Origin of the sequence: Phnomibacter sp., from assembly GCF_036803085.1 — a bacterium.
Classification (GTDB): Bacteria; Bacteroidota; Bacteroidia; order Chitinophagales; family Chitinophagaceae; genus Phnomibacter.
The window spans coordinates 372,066-394,452 of record NZ_DAIRUZ010000001.1 but is presented as its reverse complement, the minus strand read 5'-3'; the positions used below and the strand labels follow the sequence as shown (position 1 = coordinate 394,452).

Here is a 22,387-nt window from a genome sequence, read left to right as displayed (position 1 = left end):
TGTGAATGCGAATAGAGGTGCAACAATGCAGTTCAATTAATGCAAAGGTTTGCAAGTATTGCATGCCGGTTACTTGTGCGGCTCTTGCAGGGTATCTAAAAATTCTGCAGAAGCCACTTCCATTTTATTAGCCGTTTTATCTACTTGTGTATTGAGATAATTGTAAAAAAGATAAGCCATCAAACCAATAATTAAACCGGTAGCTGAAGTAATCATTTTTACATAAATACCTCCAGCGATACTGTTCAATTCAAACCGGCCGGTGCTATTAATTTCATAAAACATCTGAATCATACCAATAATGGTACCCAAGAAGCCAAACATCGGCGCCATGCCTGCAATCATCGACAATACATTGATGTTTCGCTCCATATTGTACATTTCAATACGGCCCACATTCTCCATGCTTTTTTCAATGGCATCAATAGGTTTGCCCAAACGCTGCAAGCCTTTATCAATAATTCGTGCAACTGGGTGATCTGTATTCTTCGTCAATGAACGGGCTGCAGTAATGTTGCCATTCATGATATGGTCACGAACAATATTCATGAAGTTGGGATCGATACGGGAAGCTTTACTGATGGCAATGTTTCTTTCTACAAAAAAATACACGGCGGCCACCAGCAGCAAAGCCAGCGGAATCATAAGCACCCCACCCTGAGCTATCAACTCCCATAGGTTAATCGACTTTGCAGTAGCTGTTGTTTGAGCGGCTACTTGCTGCATGGTATCGGCTAAGGCCTGATATATCAATATCATGAATGAACAAATTGTGTTTGTATCAACGAATATGCAGGCAAATAATTATCCAACATTTACCCGGCAAAAGCTATTAACAGTTTTTTACGGCAACTGACGGTTTTATTTTTTCGACTCTTCCGATTTCATTTGCATCATGCCCATGATACGGTTCATAGTACTCTGCATGCCATCGGGGCTGCCATCGAGAAATATCACATTGCCCTTTCCGTATTCAGCAAAGTTCTTAATGGCTTCTGTCCACATACTAAAGAGTATGACATTGGTATCGAGGTTGGCCTGCTTCAATTCTTCAGCAGCTTCGCTCATACCCTTGGCTACTTCCTGACGGAACAACGCCACACCCTGACCACGCAGTTGTGCTGCCTGCCGTTCGGCTTCTGCAGCAATCTTAATGGCGTTGCCTTCAGCTTCTGCAGCTCGGGTTTTGGTAATAAGCAATGCCTGACCTTCGTTTTCAGCAGCTGCTTTCATGTTGTGGCTGGCCACAACCCTGCTCATACTTTCAATAATGGCCTGATCAAAGGTGATATCATTGATTTGCAAATCGAGCAAATGATAACCCCAAGTTTCGAGGGTCTGGTCAATTTCTACTTTCACATATTCTACAATTTCGCGGCGTAAGCCCAATACTTCTGCCTGACGACGGGTAGCCACATACGAACGGATGTTGCCTTCAATGGTGCGAACCAATGCCTGCATCAATTCTCTTTCACTCATGAATTTGAAAGCCACCCGCTTAATGGTTTCTTCTTCTTCATTCATCACACTGTAGAGCAGCATCGATTTGAAATACACGTTGGCCTGATCAATAGTAACCGCCTGAAATTCGAGTTCCACACTGCGGTTTTGAATACTCACTCTGGTATACACTTTTTCCAGAAAAGGAATTTTGATATTCAAACCGGGGCGCATAATGCGGCGATATTTTCCAAACATGGTAATAACAGAAATGTACCCTTGCTGAACGGTAACGATTCCGCTGAGTACAAACAATACCGCAATAACGACGAGAGCAATAAAACCGTAGTCCATGCTATTAAAATTTGACGAAAGTTAATGGCGGCTCACCGCATTTTACTGCGGAATTATGCACCATTGGTAATAATGATGGCTGCGTGGTTAAGCCTGTTCTCCAGCAGGCTTTTCAGTTGGCGGTTTTTGCAGCAAGGTTTGAAAAGGAATGGCAATGAAAATAACCAGCGCAGCGCCAATGAGATTGAGCCAGAGAAACGAGACAATTTCCATTTTGTAAATGGTGACCACCAAGAGTTCGCTTACTACTGCACTCCAGAACACAGCATCGCCTTTTACTTTTTTAATGAAAAAAGCCACTAGAAAAATGCCGAGAATAACACCATAAAAAAGAGAACCCAAAATGTTCACTGCTTCAATTAAGCTGCCCATATTGGTAGCAAACATGGCCACCGCAATGCTGAACAAACCCCAGCCCAACGTGTATTGCCAGCTGAGTTTGTACGACGTTTTCTCGTCGCAGTTTTTATTCACCACTTTGTGATGAATATCGATGACAGTACTGCTGGCCAACGAATTCAGCGCCGCTGCAATGCTGCCCCAGGCCGCCAAAACAATCACCGCTATGAGTAAGCCCACCAAGCCTTTCGGCAGGTTCTGTGTCACGAAATACAAGAAGATATAATTGGTGTCGCTGGTTTCGCCATTGGGTACGGCTTGCTTTAATACAGCAGCGTATTCTTTCCGTAATGATTGGAGTTGCTGGTAGTTTTTCTCCACTGCCTGCTGCATGGTATCAACATGAATACCTTCGGCAACAGGTCGTTGATTTCTCAACTTGTTGCGTTGTTCTTGCAGTAAATTGTACTCCGTTTCCAGCTTATTCAATGCAGGTGCAAATGCAGTTGTTTTAGCTTCTTTCACCAAAGTTTGGTTAAAGAAAATGGGGGCCTGATTGAACTGATAAAAAGCAAATACCAACACACCCACCATCAGTATCACAAACTGCATGGGCACTTTTACCAAACCATTCATGAGCAGGCCAATGCGACTTTCTTTCATGCTGCGGGCTGTGAGGTAGCGGCCCACCTGGCTTTGGTCGGTACCAAAATAACTGAGTGCCAAAAAGAAACCACCAATCACACCGCTCCACATATTGTAGCGGTCTTTCCAATCGAAGCCTTTTTCTGTCATGCCATCGGTAATGATGTTCATTTTACCCATGCTGCCACCAGTGGCAATGGCTTCGGTAAAACCAACACCTGCCGGCAACAATTGTACCGCTACTACAGCAGCAATCAGCATACCGCCCATAATGAGCAGGAACTGCAACTGCTGTGTGTAGGCAATCGATTTGGCACCACCACTTACGGTATAAATGATGAGCAAACCACCCATTACCAAATTGGTGAGGTAAATATTCCAACCCAGCAAACTGCTTACAATAATGGCTGGTGCATAAATACTAATACCGGTAGATAAACCGCGGCCCAGCAAAAAGAGAAAAGATGTGAGTGTTCTTGTTTTTAAATCGAAGCGTTGTTCTAAAAATTCATACGCTGTATACACTTTCAGCTTGTGAAAAATGGGTACAAAAAAGGCACTGATCACAATCATGGCAATGGGCAAGCCAAAATAGTATTGCACAAAACGCATGCCATCGGTATAGGCCTGGCCCGGCGCAGAAAGAAACGTAACGGCACTAGCCTGAGTGCCCATAATGCTCAGCAATACCAACCACCAGGGCATGCTGCGGCTGCTTAAAAAATAACCTTCCAGCGTTTTTTCATGACGGCTTTTGTACAGGCCATAAGTAATGATACCCGCCAGCGTAGCAATCAACACCACCCAATCTAATACAGCCATGATGCAACTCTTGAAGGTTTATTGAAACAATTGACTGAGATAGGTAAACCACCAAATCTGCAACAGCAGAAATGCCAGTACCAATATGTACCACACTTGCCAATATTTACGGCCAGGCTCCCTCATTAATCACGTTGTTTTTTGTAAGGTTTTCCAAATGCATACAAAGCCGCAATGATGACACCAATAAGGAAACCCCATCGAAAATTTTTGATGAGTTTGCCTATGATTAAACCAGAAACCGCAGCAATGATGAGTAATATTTCAGGACGACGCATGAATACAAATTAATGATAATGGAAATGCTTGAGCAACACTACGCTAATGTTTGGGCAATGCCAAGAGATTGGCCAACAAGCGGTAGGCGCCGGGCACACCGGCTGGCAGTTCGCGGAAGAAGACCAGAGCAGTGTACACAAAGTTGCCTTTGCCATAAGGCGCAATGGCGAGGCTACCATTTTGCATCGGTTCATTGGGATCGTTGAGGCCCAAAGGCAATTGCCAGTTGGCATCCAATCCTTCTGCATGATACACACTCCGCTCCTGCACCCAGCCTTCAAAATCTTTAGTGGTGATTTTATTCGGAAAATTCAACACAGGATGACCATGCAATAAAAACTGTACGGGTGATTGCTCATCGGTAATGCGGGTACGGCCAATGCTGAATGGGTATGGTGCCATCTTGCCTTTCAACGAACTAATGAAATTATTGGTGTTGTATTGTACAATGAGGTTGCCGCCATTTTTCACATAGGTCATCAAACCTTCGTAGGCTTGTGCCAGATAATCGTGAATGTTGTAGGCACGTACACCCATCACCACAGCATCGTATTGTTTCAGCAATTCTGGTTTCAAATCGGCTTCTTTCAACTCGGTTACCTGATAGCCCATTTGCAACAAGGCCTCCGGAATTTTATCGCCGGCACCTGGCAGATAGCCAATCTTTTTGCCAACGGTTTTCAAATCGATGTGCAGCACTTTTACCACATCCTGATAGTGCCAGGTTTGTGTGGGAATGTGATCGTATTCAATCATACGGCGGGCATTGAAATACTCAGCATCGCCAAAGCTACCGCCGGGTTTAAAGGACAAATGCAATACATCTTCTTCCTTACCTGTACCCTTCATGTAATTGGGTACTTTCAAGGTGATTGTCTTTTTATCGTTGGCAGCAAACTGCATGGCCGACTGTGGCATTTGCTGCTTGTAGCCAGAGTTGGCACCGCTCAGCAAAATGTTGGGCGACGCGGCATTGGCGGCTTTTATCGATTGAATATTTACCTGCAACGTAGCACTGTCGTTGCTGTTTTTACGGAAGAGCAACACACCGGGATCGTTGTATAACAAAAACGGATTGGTGACGTGTATCGGATTGTACAATTCTGCTTTTACCGGATCTACCACTCTGTATTGAATACTGGGATATACTTTGATAACACGGTTGCCCAAGGCAAGTGCAACTTCTAAAATTGGCGGCTCATTTTCACCTTTACCAATCATCTGCTGGTCTTGCACATCAAACATGCCGTCTTTTTTGGGCATTCGCAACCAATAAGGCTGGGTTTCCAGCACACTGTTGCCCATTGGTACAGCATACGGTATTTGCGTCCACACATTAGCCGGCAATGGTTTTTGTATGTCTTGAAATTTATCGTTGAAGCCAATGCTGCTGATGCTCATGGGAAAATCTGACCGGTTGATGATGTTAAGCATCACTTTGGCAGAATCGCCTGTCACCACTGCAGGTTGCGTTACAATGGCTTCTGCATAAATACCTGCACAGTGCTGAATAATGCGATCCAAATCCCGCAGTTTTATTTTCACCCATTGGTCGTAAGGTTGAATGGCCAGCAGTCTTGATTTTAATTGCAACAAAGCCGGAATACTGGCATCGGGATGCTCCATATCATAGAGGCGAATAATGCCGTTGATCATGGCTTCAATGCCCTCCGCATTTTTTACCCGGTCCCAACTGGTGGTTACGCCATCCATCAATCCTTGCTTCACCGGCTCTCCGGCCACCAGGCTAAAATATTCTTTAGAATTGCCCCGCTGGCGGCTTACGCCAAAGCCCTGGCTCTTGTGCTGGCTGCGGCTTTCACCGGCCAGTTCACCAATGCTTTTACCAGTCAGCGTATTGTACTGCCCTACTTCTACGGAAAACTGTTTGGTACTATCAATGGTATTGGCGCTGCCAAAATTGAACGTGTTCCAAAGCACCCGCTTGGGCTGCCACACACGGGCACCTTTACCAAACTGGTCGGTAAACTCATCGGCATTGCCTGCAGCTTCGTAACCCAAACGGGCCATAATGCCGCTGGCACTGTGGTGGCCATGGCCGGCCCTGCCATCTTCGGGAAAGCGGGCAATAATCACATCGGGGCGAAACTGGCGTATCACCCACACTACATCGCTGAGTACCGCCTCCTTATCCCAAATGCGAAACGTTTCTTCAGGATTTTTGCTAAAACCAAAATCGAAGGCCCGGCTGAAAAACTGTTCACCGCCATCTATACGGCGGGCAGCCAGCAATTCTTGGGTACGAATAAGGCCAAGCTCTACGCCTTGCTCATCGCCAATCAGGTTTTGGCCGCCATCGCCACGGGTAAGGCTAAGGTAGCCGGTGCGGTATAGAGCATGATTGCTCAGCCAGGCTATCAGGCGGGTGTTTTCATCATCGGGGTGAGCGGCAATGTAGAGCACACTGCCCAGTACTTTGAGCTTCTTTATATCCTGCAATATTTGACCGGCAGCAGGTGTTTCCGGCACCTGTGCTACTGCTGTAAAACCCAGCAAGAGCCCCAAACCGGCAGAGGACATTCTTTTGATTTTATTCAACAGACACATGATTTTCTACAGCTTCAATAGATGATTAAAAAAAATTATTGGTCGGTGTTAAACCATTGTTTTTTCTGGTACGAACATTGATACATTCACATTGATCTGATTAACCCCAACCCCCCAATTAAACCATGAGACGTTTCAGCCTCGCCCTTCTTTCATTATTCGTAGTAGCCCTGCTGGTTAGCAGTTGCTCTGGTGGCATGAGCATTCAGGCAGCAGCCAATGGCAAACAAAAATGTGGCCGCGGATTTATCCGTTAATATTACTCACTTAGTGAGCTCTCACCCATAGTTGAAGCGACCACTTTGCAGTGGTCGCTTTTTTATTGTTATCGGGCGGCATTGCCTGAATGCACCATGAACAGCGCATTGGCCATCAGCAGTTTGCCACTTTCCCAAAAATTGCGGAACAATATATCGTCTGCAAAAAACACCACAGAGCCACGGCCCACAGGTACTTCTCCAAACAGTACACCATCTTTCAGTTGCGCCTTGGCCTTGTTGCCAACAAAACCGGCTATTTGTGCTTCTTTTTTGATAACACCAACATTCCAGCCATTTTCCATAAACTCATACACATTGTTGTCGGCTTTAAGGGTAAAATAGTGCTTATCGAAACCAAAGCCCAACGGATGAGAATTGTCTATTTCAACTTTATAAATGCTTCCTGGATTATTGTACTCCAGACTTTCTTTTTCCTGGTTTTCGTAGCGGCGAACATTGTCATACAATCCCTCTTTTTCATCGGCTTCTTTTTTGTTACTCAGGCCCCAATCGGCTTGTACCAGTTGGCTCACAGCATTTTCCATCACAATAAGTTTACCGCCTTGCTGCAACCACTTTTTCATAGCGCCATCTTTATCAAACAAGGGCTTGTAATTGTAACCTTCAGGCAAAATCACTACATCGTATTTATGCCAGGCAATATTGTTGAGGTTGGCAGCATTGATAAGTGAAACAGGATATTGCAAATCTCTTTCGAGGTAATGCCACACTTCGCCGGCACCAAGGCTGCTGGTGCCCTCGCCGGTAGCCATGGCTACACGGGGCGCATGCAAAATTCTTACATCTGAGCTACCAAAATCGGCACCCTTATCCATAAATCCGGTGGCAACGGGCACTAATGTTACCCTATGATCCGTGGCCAATTCAGCAATCTTTTTTTCGAGGTTGGCTACTTGCTGGTTAGATGTTTTGAGCAACACCACAGTACCCGCCGGGTAGGTAGTACCCTGATACTCAAACGGACGCTGAGCCACCCGTGGCTTTATGCCTGCTTTGAGGCAAGCTGCTACAAAGTTGGCGTCGCTATTGCTGCGCCATGGCAGCAAATAACCATACTGCATGGGCGGCACCACCGGCATCATCATAATGGCCGGTTGTGCTTTATTTACAGTGAGTTTCTCCCTTACTGCAAAAGCCTTGAGGCCATGTGCATACGGAATGCTCCAGGCAGTGATATCGTAAGTAGCACTATCGGTAATTTTTGAAGTGGGCTCAAACAACACTTTCGCCAATGTACCACGTGGCTGTACCGTACTAATCACAATGTCGCCTTTCTCTACATTGAAGGCTTCTTCTTTACCAGTAATATAATTGAAACCTTTGGCAGGTGCAACGGCACCGTAGCCCCAGTCAATACCGTTGTTGGTGAGCAAATCAGTCAGGCGTTTGATTTTGCCTTCGTTGCCCTTTTCTTTTACCACAAAAGTTTTGTACTCGCCTACGCCATTGGTTCGGGCGTTGTTAAAAAACTGCTGGAAGTTTTGCTGTAAACCTGAAGCATTTTTTGAAGAAATTTCTACCGTGCTGATGCCGGTAGTAAAATGATGTTCGGCACGGTCTTTCAAAGTAAGGATATCGCCATCTTCATTCACAATGCCCAAACCTGCACGAATACCGCCTTGCTCATAAGTCATACCAACGCTTCCGTTGTAAGTGGGCCAGGTATCGCCATAGCTGGGGTAAAACAAATCGAAACGTTCTCTGGTAAAAAACAACCAGTTGTTAGCATCAAAATATTTAGCATGGTTGCGACCAATGCTGGTTTGAAACTGACGCTGCCAAGGGGTTATCACTTCGTGTATTGGCTCGGCGGCTGGTGCAAAATAATAGGGCTCGTTGAAACCTTGTTCATGAAAATCGACATGCACATGCGGCATCCATTTGTTGTACTGCGGAATGCGCTGCTGGCTTTCTACCTGCGTTTGCCAGGCCCAGTCGCGGTTGAGGTCGAAGTTGTAATGGTTGCTTCTGCCGCCGGGCCATGGTTCTACGTGTTCCCGTGATGCGGGGTCGGGATTCATCTCGTTACCCACCACGCTGTTGTACCAGTTTACATAGCGGTCGCGGCCATCGGGGTTGATGCAGGGGTCAATTATTACCACAGTATTTTTCAGCCACTCTTGTGCCTTGGCATCGGTGAGTAAAAAATAGGCTGTCTTCATTACGGCTTCGCTGCTGCTGGCTTCATTGCCATGCACGTTGTAGCTCATCCACACAATAGCGGTACCATTTACCTGACCATTGCCCGCTGCCAGCCCTGCCAGTTGCAGGTTGTTTTGGCGGATGGTTTCCAGTTGGCCCATGTTGGCAGCACTGGCAAAAGTGGCCAGCAATAAGGGTCGACCTTCGTTGGTAAGGCCGTATTGCTCCAGCTTCATTTGTGCAGGGGCAGCTTTGGCCAGCGCTTCAAAGTAGCCCACAATTTTGTGGTGGGGCGTAAATCGTTCGCCAATCTCATAGCCTAAATACGACTTGGGCGAAGGAATGCTTTGTGCAATGCCGAACACGGCCAATAGCAGCAAGCAAAGAGTAGCAGTTATTTTTTTCATACCAAATATGTAGAACAACAAAGATTAGGGAAAAAACCGTTGCAGCCAGTTGGACGATATCCATCAACAAATCCAACAGATTATTGGCCAGCTTTTCATTTACAGCATGAATTGGTAATTATCATAGCAAAAAAAAGCAACCCCGGAGGATTGCTTTCAATAATGTTTAGATTATGTATTGCATCAGGCCGTTTTAGCCAGGCTACGCAGGTACATAAAATGACTGGCGATAGCTTTGCCCATTGTTTTGTATTCAATGTAGGGCACGTTGAATTCGGCACATGCCTGCTTCACTATTTTGTTGATTTCGGGATAGTGAATATGCGAAATACGGGGAAACAAATGGTGCTCTACCTGAAAGTTGAGACCACCCACCAACCAACTTACTAATTTGCTGCGGGTAGCAAAATTGGCAGTGGTTTTCAATTGGTGTACAGCCCACTCATCATCCATTTTACCGGTAGCCTCGTTGGCCAAAGGAAAGGCTGTATCCTGCACGGTATGAGCCAATTGAAAAACAATGCTCAGTACAAAACCGCTTAGCATGGTCATTACTAAAAAGCCAACCATCCAGCTCACAAAGCCATGCACGTAGATAGGGATAATCATGAAGATGGAAGCAAACAGCAATTTGCCTATCCAGAATGACAGGTGATCTTTCAACGACATTTTTGACAATGGAACAGTACCAATGCGGCCTTTGAAGTATTTGCCAAAGTCAGAATAAAAAATCCAGAACAGGTACAGCAGGCAATACAAAAACCAGAAGTAAAAATGCTGCACTTTGTGAATGCCCAGCTTTTGCTGATGCTTGCTCATTCTTAATAAAATGCCGGCATCCAAATCATCGTCTACCTCATGCACATTGGTGTAAGCATGGTGAATAACGTTGTGTTTTTGGTTCCACATGTAAGCACTTCCACCCAAAATATTGAGGGTAAGTGCCGCCAGTTTGTTGATAAAAGCATGTTTGCTAAAACTGCCGTGGCCACCATCGTGCATGATGTTGAAGCCAATGGTTGCTATCAGCAAACCCATGAGGCCGCAAAGCACCAGCGATAACCACACAGGCATTGCCACCGCCATCAGCACAATGTAAACTGCTGTAAGTGCTGCTACCAGAATAATCGCTTTAGATAAAATACGCCAGCCGCCGGTGGTGGCTGTTTGTTTTTCTTCGAAATACTTTTGAACCCGCTGCTTGAGTACTGCATGAAAAGACGGGGTAACATGGGGAAATTTTGGAGTTGCCATTCAAACTATTAATAAATGATCAGCAGTTTTACACTGCTTTTTAAAAGACGAAGTAAGTAACCGTGCTAATGTAGCTCTTAGGTTACATGTTGAATAAAACTGTTGAAGTTTTGTAAACCCAAAGTTTTATCACTGATGAATCCTTCGGCATAAGGAACCCCCACCGTTTTGCCGTACATGCGGCATCTGTCGATGATGGATTGTAAAAAAGCGGGTGAGCTGATATAGGTCTGTGGCTCATCGTCGGGCACGGTATCAAACTGTGTGGCATATGCCCTAATGGCGGCAAGTTTGCGTTCAATCACAGCCGAAATATCCATTACAAAATCTGGTTCGAGGTAGCGGTCTTGTATAAAATTGAATACGTAGGTGGGTCGCCACGCAGCTTGTTGTTCCCCGTTTCTGGAAGTTTCTATTTTGCGTAGCCCGCTCAGCCAGGCAGCATCACGCACCAGTTGAGCGGCACGGCCATGGTCGGGGTGGCGGTCGCTGGGTGCATTGGTTAAAATAATAGTGGGTTGATAGTACCGGATAGCCTCCACCACTTTGAGCTGGTATTCCCGGGTATTTTCAAAAAAACCATCGGGAATACCGAGGTTTTCACGGGCATCAATGTCCATAATTTTTGCGGCGGCGGCGGCTTCTGCAAAGCGGGTTTCTATATTGCCTCTTGTACCCAGTTCTCCTTGGGTAAGGTCAACAATCCCCGTTTTTTTCCCTTGCAGTTTTTCCATCATCAGGGTGCCGGCACAGCTGAGTTCTACATCATCAGGATGTGCCGCAATAGCCAAAATGTCCAATTTCATAGTTGCAAAGGTAAGCGAACCCGTACAGCCGCAGCCTATGCAAAAAGCCAAAAAAACTGGTTGTATCATTCATTACATCCCACTACCATGCCATTTCTATTTTCACACATTCACTCACTCAACCACACAGCCACTTCAACTGTTACCTTCGCAATATGGCATACGCATCGTTAGAAGCATGTTTGATTGACCTCGAAAAAAATGGTCATCTCATTAGAATTAAAGAAGCAGTAGACCCTCATTTAGAAATGGCCGCCATACACTTGCGGGTGTATGATGCACAGGGCCCTGCGCTGTTATTTGAAAATGTGAAAGGTTCGAAATACAGAGCAGCGTCCAATATTTTCGGCACCCTCGACCGTAGTAAATTCATTTTCCGCGATACACTGGCGCAGGTGCAGCAAATGGTGCAGTTGAAAAACGATCCCATGAAGGCGCTGAAATCGCCTATCAAAAATTTCGGTACCGGACTCGCTGCCATCAAGGCATTGCCACTCAAAAATCCGTTGAGTAAACCCGTGCTGGACAACGAAATCCGCATCAGCGATTTGCCGCTTATTCAACACTGGCCCATGGATGGCGGTGCTTTTGTAACCCTGCCACAGGTGTACAGCGAAGACATTGACCAGCCTGGAATAATGAAAGCCAACCTGGGTATGTACCGCATTCAGCTGAGCGGCAATGAGTATGAAATGGATAAAGAAATTGGCCTGCATTATCAATTGCACCGTGGCATTGGCGTACACCAAACCAAGGCCAACCGCAAAGGCCAACCGCTTAAAGTAAGTTGCTTTGTGGGTGGCCCGCCATCGCATACAGTGTCGGCAGTAATGCCGCTGCCCGAAGGCCTGAGTGAAATGACTTTTGCAGGAATATTGGGTGGCCGTCGTTTCCGCTACACTTACCGCGATGGATTTGCCATTAGCACCGATGCCGATTTTGTGATTACAGGCGAAGTATACCCCGGGGAAAACAAACCCGAAGGCCCATTTGGCGATCACCTCGGATATTACAGCCTAACCCATCCGTTTCCGCTGATGAGGGTACACAAAGTGTACGCCAAAAAGAACGCCATCTGGCCGTTTACCGTTGTGGGTCGTCCACCACAGGAAGACACCAGCTTTGGGCAGCTCATTCACGAAATGACGGGCGACGCCATCCCCAACGAAATACCGGGCGTAAAAGAAGTGCATGCCGTGGATGCATCAGGTGTTCATCCATTACTGTTGGCCATTGGCAGCGAACGTTATACCCCTTACCTGCCCACCAAACAACCGGCAGAACTGCTTACCATTGCCAACCATATTTTAGGTACGGGACAGCTGAGTCTGGCAAAATTCCTGTTCATAACCGCTGATGAAACCAACCAACTGCACACTCACAACGTGCAGGCGTTTATGCAGTATTTGCTCGAACGAATAGACCTCACCAGAGATGTGCACTTTTACACCAATACCACTATTGACACTCTCGACTACAGCGGCACGGGCATCAACAGTGGTAGTAAAGTAGTACTGGCCGCCTACGGCGAAAAGCTGCGGGAGTTGGCTACTGAAGTACCTGCTGAACTGAAGGACTTACAAGGATTTGTGAACCCACAAATTTGCATGCCAGGTGTTGTGGCATTGCAAGCCAATGCATTTACCAATTATGAAAATGCAGCGAAAGAAATAGCAGCGCTGAATGCACAGTTGGAGCCACACTTGCAAACCGCTAACTGTCAATTGCTAACTGTACAAATTATTGTAATAGTTGACGACTCAGGCTTTACCGCTGCCACCCTCAATAACTATTTGTGGGTAACCTACACCCGTTGCAACCCCAGCCACGATATGCATGGCATTGGCGCATTTACAGAGCACAAGCATTGGGGCTGCCGTGGCCCGCTGGTGATAGATGCCCGCATAAAACCACACCATGCTCCTGCATTGGTAAAAGATGCTGCGGTAGAAAAACGCGTTGATCAGTTGTTTGCGAAAGGCAGCAGTTTACATGGAGTAGCTTAATCGTTTTTTATTCAATAAATAAAGCCTGTACCAAAAAGTACAGGCTTTATTTATTGAGCAGCAAACTGCAGCTGAGCTTATTTACCCATCACATTTGTTTTCAAATCTTTTGCTGTACGGCGGTTGAAGTAAATGCCAAAACCAAAGCGGAGAGTAAACCCACCATTGCCATCTACGTTTTTAAATTTACTAAAGTTGTAACCGCTTACGCCTTCAACAGCTACTGATTCGTTTACAAAAGCGGCAAAACCCATTCCAATTAAAAAGCGGGTACCATTGGTTTTTGTTACGTTGCTTACACTACCAATTGTTTGAGTAGACTTGGTAGAAAGAAAATCGAATTCACCAACTACAAATGGCTTAGTGCTTGTATTGCCAAAATAGTAGCGGGCAAAGGGGCCAATACCAAAGGAGTTGTTTTTAACGTTGCCTAATTTCTGATTGGTAAAATTGAGGGTGCCGCCAAACACAAAATTATCGGCGAAGAAATAACCCACAGTTGGTGTAAACGCAAACTGACTATTGCCGCTACCGGTTTGCAGTGCTAAGCCACCGCCTACCAATACTGAGTTTTCTTCTGTTTGAGCTTGAGCCATAGTTGCCATAAACAACAGCGAGGAGAGTAAGATTTTTTTCATAACCAAAATTTAAGGTGCTGTAAAAGTACTTAAAGCCGCTGTACTTCATACAAAGGATGAAACAAGTACACCCGAATGCTGTGCATTTCGTGACAGCGGATGCGTTTGCGCAGCTTATCTCCGCGTATAAATGCCCGGCCATCGGGCAATTGAAAAGCCTCTCCTTCTGCAATTTCTTCAACCGTTGCAATACCGGGCCTTGGGGCATCGTATTTGCGGAGTACCCGTTGCAAGCCATCTTCGGCACTGCTGCTGGCGGCAGGGTTGCCCAGCATTAATGTAAGTTCGTGAGCTACATCGGCAGGAAAAATATTGGCCGCTAAAAAACTGCTGAGCAGTTGGCTGTACGTATACTTCCACTCTTTGCCATGTGGCGGTATGCGGTGGCCATACCGCTGGTAGGCCAGCAAATGTGCCAGCTCATGTATGAGTGTTATCAGAAAGGCATGTACGTTGAGATTTCCATTTACCGTAATGCGGTGATTGTTGTTGCGGTGAGCATGCCTGAAATCGCCGAGCTTGGTTTGCCGTTCTTTGGTAATCACCAAATGTACTTTGTGCTCGGTTATGAGCGGCATTACCATATCAAAACTACCCGCAGGCAGGTAGCCTTTCAATGCTTCAAAAGGATGCTGACGGGCGGCCATGTGTGCTTTGAAAAATAAGACGCTGCAAAAAATTAGTGATGCTTCTTTTTGTGCGAATGGGGCTGCTGTGGAGCCGGATGCGTAGCCTTGGCCTGCTTGCGTACCACCTGCGATGTTCCCAGAAAATTGTAGATGAGGTAAATAACCATGCAACTAAAAACGGCCGGCTTATTAATTTCTTTGGCAAAATAGAAATACACCATGGCCAGTATCAACAAGGCAAAAAACTTGAGGATAAAACCACCATATACCTGGCGTACAAACCCATAACTTTTGCTACTGGTGAGTGCAGCAGCGTACATCCACTGTGCCAAAATAGAAATACCAAAAATGGCGACGTTGCCAATAAGTATTACATCCGTATCAAAGCCTTTTGCTTCCAGCTGTTTGCCAAACAACAGTAACAATGCCGAAATGAGCACAAATACAACTATCAGGGGAATAAACTTCTTGTTCATGTTTTATCGTCAGCTTTTGCTGAGTTATTTTTTTTGTTGCGGGGTGTAGTTTCTTTTATCAGCTGCCAAAACAACCCAACCAATACCAGCAGCGGAAGAGAAAGTGCAAAAATGGGGAAAGCTAAGTCCGTTTTACCATCGAGCCAGCTACCCAACCAAATAGCCAGCGCCAGTGAGGCCAGCATTTGACCGGCCAGGCCGGCATACCTGGCCCAACTATGGGTGTTGCTGGTAGGTTTATCCAACTTCATTGGGCACCAAAACGGGTTTCTTGGGTTTTGTTATTTGTTCAGCTGTTGTCTTTGCTCCCATTTGGCATTTGCCATTAAAGTTTACACCGGCCTCCACTTGCAGCAGGTTGGCTTGTATGTTTCCGTTGATAACAGCGCCTTTACGTAGTACCAAACTTTCTGCAACTATAATGTCGCCAAAAAGCTTCCCGCTTACATCTGCCAGGGTGCAGGTAATAGCGCCGGAGACAGAACCGTTTTGGCCAATCACTACTTTGCTATCGCATACAATATCGCCTTCAATATGGCCGTCTATCCGCAGGTGATTGCTACACGTAAAATCGCCAAGCACACTGGTGCCAGCGGCTACAATAGTGGCCGCATCGCTACCCGCATGTTGTTCGCCCCCTTCTTTTTTCTGAAAAATCATTCCACTGTTTGTTTGGTCAATCAATCGGTTATTTCTTCGGTAGGTGGCAGGTTTTTGAGCAGGCTGGTATCCAGCGGCACGGTGGTGGGTGTGGTGCCTTGCAGTACATTCTGCAGGTTTTGCAGGTACAGTTGTTGCTGGCCCATGGCCTTTTCCAAACTGTCGGTACGCATTTTTAGCTGCCGCAGCTCCTGCAGCGAACTTTGCTTGCCATAACCGGGAATGAGAAAGCGGAGGTTGGTGAATGAGATGAGTGCAATGGTTAACCCGACGAGTACAACAAATATCGTGCTCATGAGGATATAAACGCTCAGCCGGGTGAGTTTAAAGGTGATCACTTCTTCAAACGTATCATCGTTCATAACCACCAACCGGTAGCGGTTGCGCAGCCGTTTGGCTACGGGCTTGTTTCGCAATGTTTCCATGGCTTTGTACGTTTATACAGTTACTACCTGCAAATATTAAGCAGCAATCATGAGCATGCCAATTTTTCCTTTCAACAACAGCCTTTGTTGCACGGCAATGCCGCAATGGCCCATTTTGGATAACGTTGCCGTTTTACCGTTCTTTGTTCCTCGTGTTGTTGCATCCGAAATCTAACCCAGTGACCAACCAATTAACGCCTTCATATTCCGTTTTCAAATACCTGCGCCGCTTGCTGCACGGCTGGTTGCTACTGGCCATGTGCCTTCCTGCCTTGATGGCCACAGCACAACCCAAGCTGGAGTTTCAGATGAAAAAACCCAAGCAGTTTGAAGAACGCAAGCTGGGTTCCGAAAAAATGGCCGACAAAAAGTTCACTCCCATCCGCCGTTTTTTTCAAAACACGTACACGCATTACAACTACTATTTCAATGCCAATGAAAAGCTCATCAAAATCATTGATCAGGCTATTGAAACACAAAAAGACGATTACACAGAACTGTTGTCATTTTTCCCGTACAGTTTAAAAACAACAGCTGCCAACGGCGATATTGATTCCATTTTGCAAACCGTGACTACCGGCATTTTGCTGCACGACCTGCGCAACGACTGGATAGACAACCTGTACCTGCTGTTGGGTAAGGCTTACCTGCACCGCATGGATTTTGACTCGGCCATGATGTCGTTTCAATTTCTCAACACCAGCTATGCGCCAAAAGAAAAAGACGGGTACGACCAACCCATTGGCAGCAACTCGGTAGAAGGCAGCAACGCATTTTCGATAGCTACCAAAGAAAAAACCAACCTGGCAAAAAAAGCATTGAGCCGACCGCCCAGCCGCAACGAATCTTTCCTTTGGATGATTCGCACACTCACGGCCAAAGGCAATTACCTCGATGCATCTTCTTTGCTCAGCACCATTAAAAATGATCCCGTTTTTCCGGATCGTTTGAAATACGAATTGAATGAAGTAACCGCCTACATGTATTACGGCCTGGAGCAATACGACAGTGCTGCGGTGTACACCGAAAAAGCAGTGGCTAATGCGAGCAGCTTGCACGACAAAGCCCGCCGCTACTACCTGACCGGACAATTGTATCAATTGGCAGGTATGCGCAACGAAGCATCCGAAGCATACCAGCAAGCAACCAAGTCAGCCATTGATCCGGTGATGGAAATTTATGCCCGCCTCAACACCATTCGCTTACGCAAAAGCGAAGACCCCAATATCATTGACCAGAACATTGCCGACCTGAAATCGCTGGCCAAAAAAGACAGCTACCGCAACTACCGCGATATTATTTTTTATGCCATTGCTTTGTTTGAAGTAGAACGCAATGGCTACGAAGCGGCTGATAATTATTTACAAACCAGCATCCGCTTCAATACCGATAATGCTGCACAACGCAGCAGCAGTTTTCAACTGTTGGGCAATGTGCGGTATGCCGCAAAAAAATACGGACAAGCAGCCTTGCCTTACGATAGCGTAAATACTTCGCTATCGAAAAAAGCCGACTCTTTGCAAACAGAAATGCGCCGCCCCGGCACCAAGGCAGTATTTGAAGCCGATGAAATTATCCACCTGAATGATAGCCTTTTACAACTGGCCCTTACACCAGAACCAGAACGCTCCAATGCGGTAAGAAACATTGCCAAAATACTGCGCAAACAAAAAGGGCTGAAAGAGGAACTGAACACCGGCGGCACATCTGGCGCCACACCTGCCACTACAGCCGATTTGTTTGGCAACAATACAGGCACCTGGTATTTCTACGATGTGCCCCGCAGGGCCAATGGCTTCAATAGTTTCCGCGAAAAATTTGGCGACCGTCCTAACGTAGACAACTGGCGGCGAAGTTCTTCCACATCTGTAACCAACAAGCGGGCTACCCCTGGCGGACAAACAGGCACTTTTGTAGAAACAGCTGGCGTGGATGAAAAAGAAAAGTTCGATACTTCGGATATTTCGTTTGACAACCTGTATAGCCGACTGCCAATTAGTGAAGAACGCCAACTGAAAACCAAGCTACGCATCAACAATGCTTTGTATAAAAAAGCACTGGCGCTGCATGAGCAAATTGAAGATTATCCCGAAGCCATTAAGTACTATGAAATGGTGCTGGAAAATGTAGACAGCGGACAGCTGGTGACGCAGTCTTTGTTCAACCTCATTCATTGCTACACCAAGGTAGGCGATACCGAACTGGCCAATAAAGCCCGTCGTTTGCTGCAGGAAAAATACGGGCAATCGCCACAGGCAAAAGCTGCCAACAGCAACAGCCCCGAACAAAAAGCTGCAGCCCAAAAAACAACCGCCGCTACCAATGCTTACAAGCAGGTGTACAACCTGTTTTTAGAAGGTAAGTTTAAAGAAGCCACGCAACTAAAGCAGCAGGCGGATAGCAGCTTTGGAGATAACTACTGGACACCTCAGCTGCTCTACATTGAAACGGTGTACTTGCTGCAAAGCAAGCAAGACTCGCTGGCCAACCGTCAGCTTGATAATATCATCAGCAAATTTGCCGATCACCCGCTGGCAGAAAGAGCCAAGCTGATAAAAGAAGTACTGCCCCGCCGCAAAGAAATTGAAGATTACCTGAGCAAACTGGAAGTAACCCGGGCCACAGAAGAACGCATGGTAGTGCCGGTTACAACCCATGCTACTAAGCCTGGCCCTGTAACCACTCAAACACAAAAGCCCAGCCAGCCCGTAGCGCCAACGGTGGCACCCAAGCCGGTGAAAGACACGGTGAGTACCCAACTGGTGGAAACCAAAGTGGAGAAGCCTTCCCGCTTCAACCTGCTGCCCAATGCCAGCCAGAACGTAGCCATTGTACTCGAAAACATTGACCCGGCTTATGTAAATGAAGTGTTATACTCCATCAATAGTTCGCCCCGCAAAAACTCACCGGTGGCTACGGTTACTGCAGAAAAGAAAAAACTGAAAGACAACCTGTTTCTGGTCATTCTCCGCTCACCTGCTTTCACCGATGCATCGGCGGCATACACCTACATTGACTATTTCAAACCTGTGGCCAGCAAGCAAGTCCTTACCTGGTTGGATGCTGCCAAATACCGATTTATCATCATAAACGATGCCAGCATCGAAGCCTTGGCGCAAGACCCCAATATGGCAGAGTACGAGCAACTGCTGAAACAATCTTTCCCCGGTAAATTCTGATTATGAACATCATTCGCCTTTCTTGTTTGGCATTGCTTACAGCAGCCTTTGCTATTGGTTGCAAACCCAACACCAGCGATGTAATGGTAGAAACCATTGACACAGCTTATCTGCGCCAACTGCCCAATATGGCCGATACCGTTATACCCATCGTGCCCGACACTAGCATCCGATTGCTGGGCGTGGTGCGTGGCGAAGAAATCATCATAGGCAACGGCCAAAAACAAATGCAACTGTGGTACGATGTGCAAGGCCAGGTACTGCTGATGACAGAAAAAAACAAAGGCCGCATCATTGACAGCGTAGCTTTTTATCCAAACGGCCAGCGTATTTTCAAACTCAGTTTTAACCAACAGGGAAAAGCCGATGGCTTTGCCAAATACTTTTACAGCGATGGCCGGGTGCGGGAAGACGGCCGCTTTATCAACGGCATCAAAACCGGCGTATGGCGCAGTTTCGATGAAAATGGCCGCCTGCTGGAAACACACGAATTCACCCAGCGGGGCGAAAAGCTGAAATAAGCACCAAACGCTTGTTAAAAAATGGCCTTACACACACCTGCTTCTGCTATTTTGTGCCAAATTTTACCGACATCTGTTCTTCGATAAAAATCAATTCCATCCATGACCCGTGCAGTTAGTTTGCTTTGGAAAGCCACCATTGGATTTTTGCTGTTGGTAGTGCTGCTTTTTGTAGCCACCAATTTTGGGCTATTGGGCAAAATGCCCTCCATCGAAGATTTGCAAAACCCTTCCGCATCATTGGCATCAGAAGTGTATGCCGATGATGGCACCCCCATGGGCAAATTTTATCTGGAAGACCGCAGCCCTGTTGGCTTCAAAGACATTTCGCCATACGTAATAAAAGCATTGGTAGCTACAGAAGACGAACGCTTTTACGACCATAGCGGCATAGATGGCAAGTCGTTGCTGCGGGCTGTAAAAGGCGTGGTTACGTTCGACCCCGCCGGTGGTGCATCCACCATCAGCCAGCAATTGGCCCTCAACCTTTTTGGCGGTCAGCGGGCTACCAACAAGCTTACCCGTGGGGTGCAAAAAATTAAAGAATGGATTATTGCGGTGAAGCTTGAACGCAATTTTACCAAAGACGAAATCATTACTTACTATCTCAACACCGTAGCATTTGGCGATAATGTGTACGGCATTCGCAACGCAGCCCGTACGTTTTTCCAAAAAGAACCCGACCGCCTGGAACTTACAGAGGCCGCTGTATTGGTTGGCATGCTCAAAGCCAATACCACCTACAACCCCCGCCGCAATCCAAAGGCTGCGTTGGACCGGAGAAATACAGTACTCGATCAAATGGTGCGTAATAACTTTTTGAGTGATGCCGATGCTTCCAAACTCAAGCGGGAACCGATTAAACTGAACTATAAAAAGTTGGATGCTAACTCAGGTATTGCCCCCTACTTTCGCGAAAATGTAGTGAAAGATGAAGTACGCAAACTACTGAAAGACCTGGTAAAATCGAACGGTGAGAAGTATGACATTTATAGAGATGGCCTGAAAATTTACACTACCATCAACCCGCACATGCAATTGTATGCCGAAGAAGCAGTGGCGCAAAATGTGGCGGCAAGGCAGCGGGTGTTTAAGCAGTATGGCTTTGTAAAAAATGGAACAGTATTCAACGGCCGTGATAAGGAACTGGAAAAATTCATGAAGCAAAGCGACCGCTGGCGGGCCCAAAAAGAAGACGGTCTGACGGACGAGGAAAACAGGGCTGTATTTAACAAGCCGGTGCAAATGAAAATATTTGCCTGGAATGCCAAAAGAGAAACAGACACCACCCTGTCGCCACTCGATTCTATCAAGTATTTGAAAACCTTGCTGCAAAGCGGTTTTATGGCCATGGAGCCGCAAACTGGTTTTGTAAAAGCATGGGTTGGCGGCATCGATTACAAGACATTTAAAATAGACCACGTAAACCTGAATGTGAAGCGGCAAGTAGGTTCTACCATCAAACCCATGCTGTACTGTCAGGCCATAGAAGAAGCAGGTTTTTCTCCGGAAACGCCATTGCAAAACGTGCAGCAAAACTTTCCGGGGTACGGACTGGTACCCGCCAATGGCAAAGGTGCCCGTGGTGGCAGCCCACCGATGGCCGTGGCCCTTGCTCAGTCGCTCAATGGTTGTGCCGCTTACCTGATGAAGCAAATCGGGCCACAGCGTTTTGTAGACTTCCTCAATCGCTGTCAGGTGCAAACCAAACTCGACGCCTACCCTTCGTTGGCCCTCGGTAGCTGCGACCTGAGTTTGTACGAAATGATGTGGATGTACACTATGTTTCCCGGCCGCGGTTTCAATACCAAACCGCAATTCATTAGCCGTATTGAAGACCGTAACGGGAACGTAATTGTAAACGTGGCACCGCAGATAAAAGAAGTGATAAGCGAAGTAGCTGCATATAACATGTGCAAGATGATGGGCGGTGCGGTGAAGTTTGGTACTGCCACCCGTATGAACGCCTATGGTGTAAAAGCTGAAATGGGCGCTAAAACTGGTACTACCAACGATAACACCGATGCCTGGTTTATGGTGTATACGCCAGAACTGCTCACCGGCACGTGGGTTGGTTGCGACGAAAACTGGATTCACTTCCCCAGCAGTTCTGCCGAAGGTTATGGTGGTGCAGCAGCACTGCCAGCTTGTGGTATGTTTTTGCAAAAAGTATACAACGACCGCAAATTGGGCTACGATAACGAAGCTAAATTTGTGAAACCAGCCATCGACAAAAACGATATTAACTACGACTATTTCCAAAATGTAAATGGCCCGCAAAGCCCCGATGCCGAAGGCGAAGACATGGGCAACGGAAACATTGATGATTACTTTGGCGATGGCTTAGATACCAATGGCCTTGGTCAAATTGGCGGCGAATCGGAACTGCCGGTAAATGAGCAGCCGAAAACCAACAACAAGCCCAAGCCCGACACGGGACGCAAACAGCAAGACCCCGCAGACAAAGCTCCGAAAGCAGTGCTGCCGGCACCGGTCAGAAAGAATTAAAAGAAGTG

General features: G+C 46.6%; 19 protein-coding genes. 5 read left to right on the top strand and 14 right to left on the bottom strand.

Annotation, left to right across the window (positions count from 1 at the left end; genetic code table 11):
* Positions 1–69: 69 nt before the first annotated feature.
* From V7Q13_RS01650 to V7Q13_RS01630, 5 genes are all read right to left on the bottom strand, one after another.
* Positions 70–759, bottom strand: a complete 690-nt coding sequence (locus V7Q13_RS01650; protein ID WP_333798939.1) for a MotA/TolQ/ExbB proton channel family protein — start codon at positions 757–759, stop codon at positions 70–72.
* A 102-nt stretch (positions 760–861) separates the two neighbouring features.
* Complete coding sequence (locus tag V7Q13_RS01645) at positions 862–1,794, bottom strand: SPFH domain-containing protein (protein WP_333798938.1); 933 nt, start codon at positions 1,792–1,794, stop codon at positions 862–864.
* An 87-nt stretch (positions 1,795–1,881) separates the two neighbouring features.
* Positions 1,882–3,600 carry a sodium:solute symporter gene (locus V7Q13_RS01640; protein ID WP_333798937.1) on the bottom strand — a complete coding sequence of 573 codons (1,719 nt, stop codon included), beginning with the start codon at positions 3,598–3,600 and terminating at the stop codon, positions 1,882–1,884.
* Positions 3,601–3,725: 125 nt separating this feature from the next.
* Positions 3,726–3,878: a hypothetical protein gene (locus V7Q13_RS01635; protein ID WP_333798936.1), complete on the bottom strand. Its 153-nt coding sequence runs from the start codon at positions 3,876–3,878 to the stop codon at positions 3,726–3,728.
* A gap of 43 nt (positions 3,879–3,921) precedes the next feature.
* Positions 3,922–6,447, bottom strand: a complete 2,526-nt coding sequence (locus tag V7Q13_RS01630; protein WP_333798935.1) for a PIG-L family deacetylase — start codon at positions 6,445–6,447, stop codon at positions 3,922–3,924.
* Between the two features lie 125 nt (positions 6,448–6,572).
* Between V7Q13_RS01630 and V7Q13_RS01625 the strand changes: the two genes are divergently transcribed.
* Positions 6,573–6,704 (top strand): hypothetical protein, encoded by a 132-nt coding sequence (locus tag V7Q13_RS01625; protein WP_281350667.1) that lies wholly within the window; start codon positions 6,573–6,575, stop codon positions 6,702–6,704.
* Positions 6,705–6,772: 68 nt separating this feature from the next.
* On the opposite strand, the gene V7Q13_RS01620 is transcribed toward V7Q13_RS01625, so the two are convergent.
* From V7Q13_RS01620 to bshB1, 3 genes are all read right to left on the bottom strand, one after another.
* On the bottom strand, positions 6,773–9,277 hold the full coding sequence (locus V7Q13_RS01620) for a M14 metallopeptidase family protein (protein ID WP_333798934.1): 2,505 nt from the start codon (positions 9,275–9,277) through the stop codon (positions 6,773–6,775).
* A gap of 183 nt (positions 9,278–9,460) precedes the next feature.
* Positions 9,461–10,531, bottom strand: coding sequence for a fatty acid desaturase family protein (locus V7Q13_RS01615; RefSeq protein ID WP_333798933.1), 1,071 nt, complete (start codon positions 10,529–10,531; stop codon positions 9,461–9,463).
* A 77-nt stretch (positions 10,532–10,608) separates the two neighbouring features.
* On the bottom strand, positions 10,609–11,337 hold the full coding sequence (gene bshB1, locus V7Q13_RS01610) for a bacillithiol biosynthesis deacetylase BshB1 (RefSeq protein ID WP_333798932.1): 729 nt from the start codon (positions 11,335–11,337) through the stop codon (positions 10,609–10,611).
* 155 nt (positions 11,338–11,492) lie between these two features.
* On the opposite strand from bshB1, the gene V7Q13_RS01605 reads away from it, so the two are divergent.
* Positions 11,493–13,343: a UbiD family decarboxylase gene (locus V7Q13_RS01605; protein WP_333798931.1), complete on the top strand. Its 1,851-nt coding sequence runs from the start codon at positions 11,493–11,495 to the stop codon at positions 13,341–13,343.
* Positions 13,344–13,420: 77 nt separating this feature from the next.
* On the opposite strand, the gene V7Q13_RS01600 is transcribed toward V7Q13_RS01605, so the two are convergent.
* From V7Q13_RS01600 to V7Q13_RS01575, 6 genes are read right to left on the bottom strand one after another with little or no spacing between them, the layout of a single operon-like run.
* On the bottom strand, positions 13,421–13,981 hold the full coding sequence (locus V7Q13_RS01600) for a hypothetical protein (protein ID WP_333798930.1): 561 nt from the start codon (positions 13,979–13,981) through the stop codon (positions 13,421–13,423).
* A 29-nt stretch (positions 13,982–14,010) separates the two neighbouring features.
* Positions 14,011–14,628 (bottom strand): SprT-like domain-containing protein, encoded by a 618-nt coding sequence (locus V7Q13_RS01595; RefSeq protein WP_333798929.1) that lies wholly within the window; start codon positions 14,626–14,628, stop codon positions 14,011–14,013.
* Between the two features lie 32 nt (positions 14,629–14,660).
* A complete protein-coding gene (locus tag V7Q13_RS01590; protein ID WP_333798928.1) occupies positions 14,661–15,086 on the bottom strand; it encodes a hypothetical protein in 426 nt (141 codons plus the stop codon).
* A complete protein-coding gene (locus V7Q13_RS01585; protein WP_333798927.1) occupies positions 15,083–15,337 on the bottom strand; it encodes an AtpZ/AtpI family protein in 255 nt (84 codons plus the stop codon). The genes V7Q13_RS01590 and V7Q13_RS01585 overlap by 4 nt, the downstream gene beginning before the upstream one ends.
* Entirely contained in the window at positions 15,324–15,746 is a 423-nt protein-coding gene (locus V7Q13_RS01580) for a bactofilin family protein (protein ID WP_333798926.1), read from the bottom strand. The genes V7Q13_RS01585 and V7Q13_RS01580 overlap by 14 nt, the downstream gene beginning before the upstream one ends.
* Positions 15,747–15,766: 20 nt before the next feature.
* Positions 15,767–16,171, bottom strand: a complete 405-nt coding sequence (locus V7Q13_RS01575) for a hypothetical protein (protein ID WP_333798925.1) — start codon at positions 16,169–16,171, stop codon at positions 15,767–15,769.
* Positions 16,172–16,350: 179 nt separating this feature from the next.
* On the opposite strand from V7Q13_RS01575, the gene porW reads away from it, so the two are divergent.
* The 3 genes from porW (at position 16,351) to V7Q13_RS01560 (ending at position 22,379) form a co-directional block, all read left to right on the top strand.
* Positions 16,351–19,350, top strand: coding sequence for a type IX secretion system periplasmic lipoprotein PorW/SprE (gene porW, locus V7Q13_RS01570; protein WP_333798924.1), 3,000 nt, complete (start codon positions 16,351–16,353; stop codon positions 19,348–19,350).
* A 2-nt stretch (positions 19,351–19,352) separates the two neighbouring features.
* A complete protein-coding gene (locus tag V7Q13_RS01565; RefSeq protein ID WP_333798923.1) occupies positions 19,353–19,871 on the top strand; it encodes a toxin-antitoxin system YwqK family antitoxin in 519 nt (172 codons plus the stop codon).
* Between the two features lie 102 nt (positions 19,872–19,973).
* Complete coding sequence (locus tag V7Q13_RS01560) at positions 19,974–22,379, top strand: transglycosylase domain-containing protein (protein WP_333798922.1); 2,406 nt, start codon at positions 19,974–19,976, stop codon at positions 22,377–22,379.
* The last annotated feature ends 8 nt before the right edge of the window (positions 22,380–22,387 follow it).

Excerpts from the sequence above, each read along its gene's own strand:
- V7Q13_RS01625 (WP_281350667.1), top strand. The coding sequence starts at position 6,573 with ATGAGACGTTTCAGCCTCGCCCTTCTTTCATTATTCGTAGTAGCCCTG.
- V7Q13_RS01565 (WP_333798923.1), top strand. The coding sequence starts at position 19,353 with ATGAACATCATTCGCCTTTCTTGTTTGGCATTGCTTACAGCAGCCTTT.
- V7Q13_RS01575 (WP_333798925.1), bottom strand. The coding sequence starts at position 16,171 with ATGGAAACATTGCGAAACAAGCCCGTAGCCAAACGGCTGCGCAACCGC.
- V7Q13_RS01605 (WP_333798931.1), top strand. The coding sequence starts at position 11,493 with ATGGCATACGCATCGTTAGAAGCATGTTTGATTGACCTCGAAAAAAAT.
- V7Q13_RS01560 (WP_333798922.1), top strand. The coding sequence starts at position 19,974 with ATGACCCGTGCAGTTAGTTTGCTTTGGAAAGCCACCATTGGATTTTTG.
- V7Q13_RS01640 (WP_333798937.1), bottom strand. The coding sequence starts at position 3,600 with ATGGCTGTATTAGATTGGGTGGTGTTGATTGCTACGCTGGCGGGTATC.
- V7Q13_RS01620 (WP_333798934.1), bottom strand. The coding sequence starts at position 9,277 with ATGAAAAAAATAACTGCTACTCTTTGCTTGCTGCTATTGGCCGTGTTC.
- V7Q13_RS01650 (WP_333798939.1), bottom strand. The coding sequence starts at position 759 with ATGATATTGATATATCAGGCCTTAGCCGATACCATGCAGCAAGTAGCC.
- V7Q13_RS01635 (WP_333798936.1), bottom strand. The coding sequence starts at position 3,878 with ATGCGTCGTCCTGAAATATTACTCATCATTGCTGCGGTTTCTGGTTTA.
- V7Q13_RS01600 (WP_333798930.1), bottom strand. The coding sequence starts at position 13,981 with ATGAAAAAAATCTTACTCTCCTCGCTGTTGTTTATGGCAACTATGGCT.
- V7Q13_RS01580 (WP_333798926.1), bottom strand. The coding sequence starts at position 15,746 with ATGATTTTTCAGAAAAAAGAAGGGGGCGAACAACATGCGGGTAGCGAT.
- V7Q13_RS01630 (WP_333798935.1), bottom strand. The coding sequence starts at position 6,447 with ATGTGTCTGTTGAATAAAATCAAAAGAATGTCCTCTGCCGGTTTGGGG.
- V7Q13_RS01585 (WP_333798927.1), bottom strand. The coding sequence starts at position 15,337 with ATGAAGTTGGATAAACCTACCAGCAACACCCATAGTTGGGCCAGGTAT.
- V7Q13_RS01615 (WP_333798933.1), bottom strand. The coding sequence starts at position 10,531 with ATGGCAACTCCAAAATTTCCCCATGTTACCCCGTCTTTTCATGCAGTA.
- V7Q13_RS01595 (WP_333798929.1), bottom strand. The coding sequence starts at position 14,628 with ATGGCCGCCCGTCAGCATCCTTTTGAAGCATTGAAAGGCTACCTGCCT.
- V7Q13_RS01590 (WP_333798928.1), bottom strand. The coding sequence starts at position 15,086 with ATGAACAAGAAGTTTATTCCCCTGATAGTTGTATTTGTGCTCATTTCG.
- bshB1 (WP_333798932.1), bottom strand. The coding sequence starts at position 11,337 with ATGAAATTGGACATTTTGGCTATTGCGGCACATCCTGATGATGTAGAA.
- V7Q13_RS01645 (WP_333798938.1), bottom strand. The coding sequence starts at position 1,794 with ATGGACTACGGTTTTATTGCTCTCGTCGTTATTGCGGTATTGTTTGTA.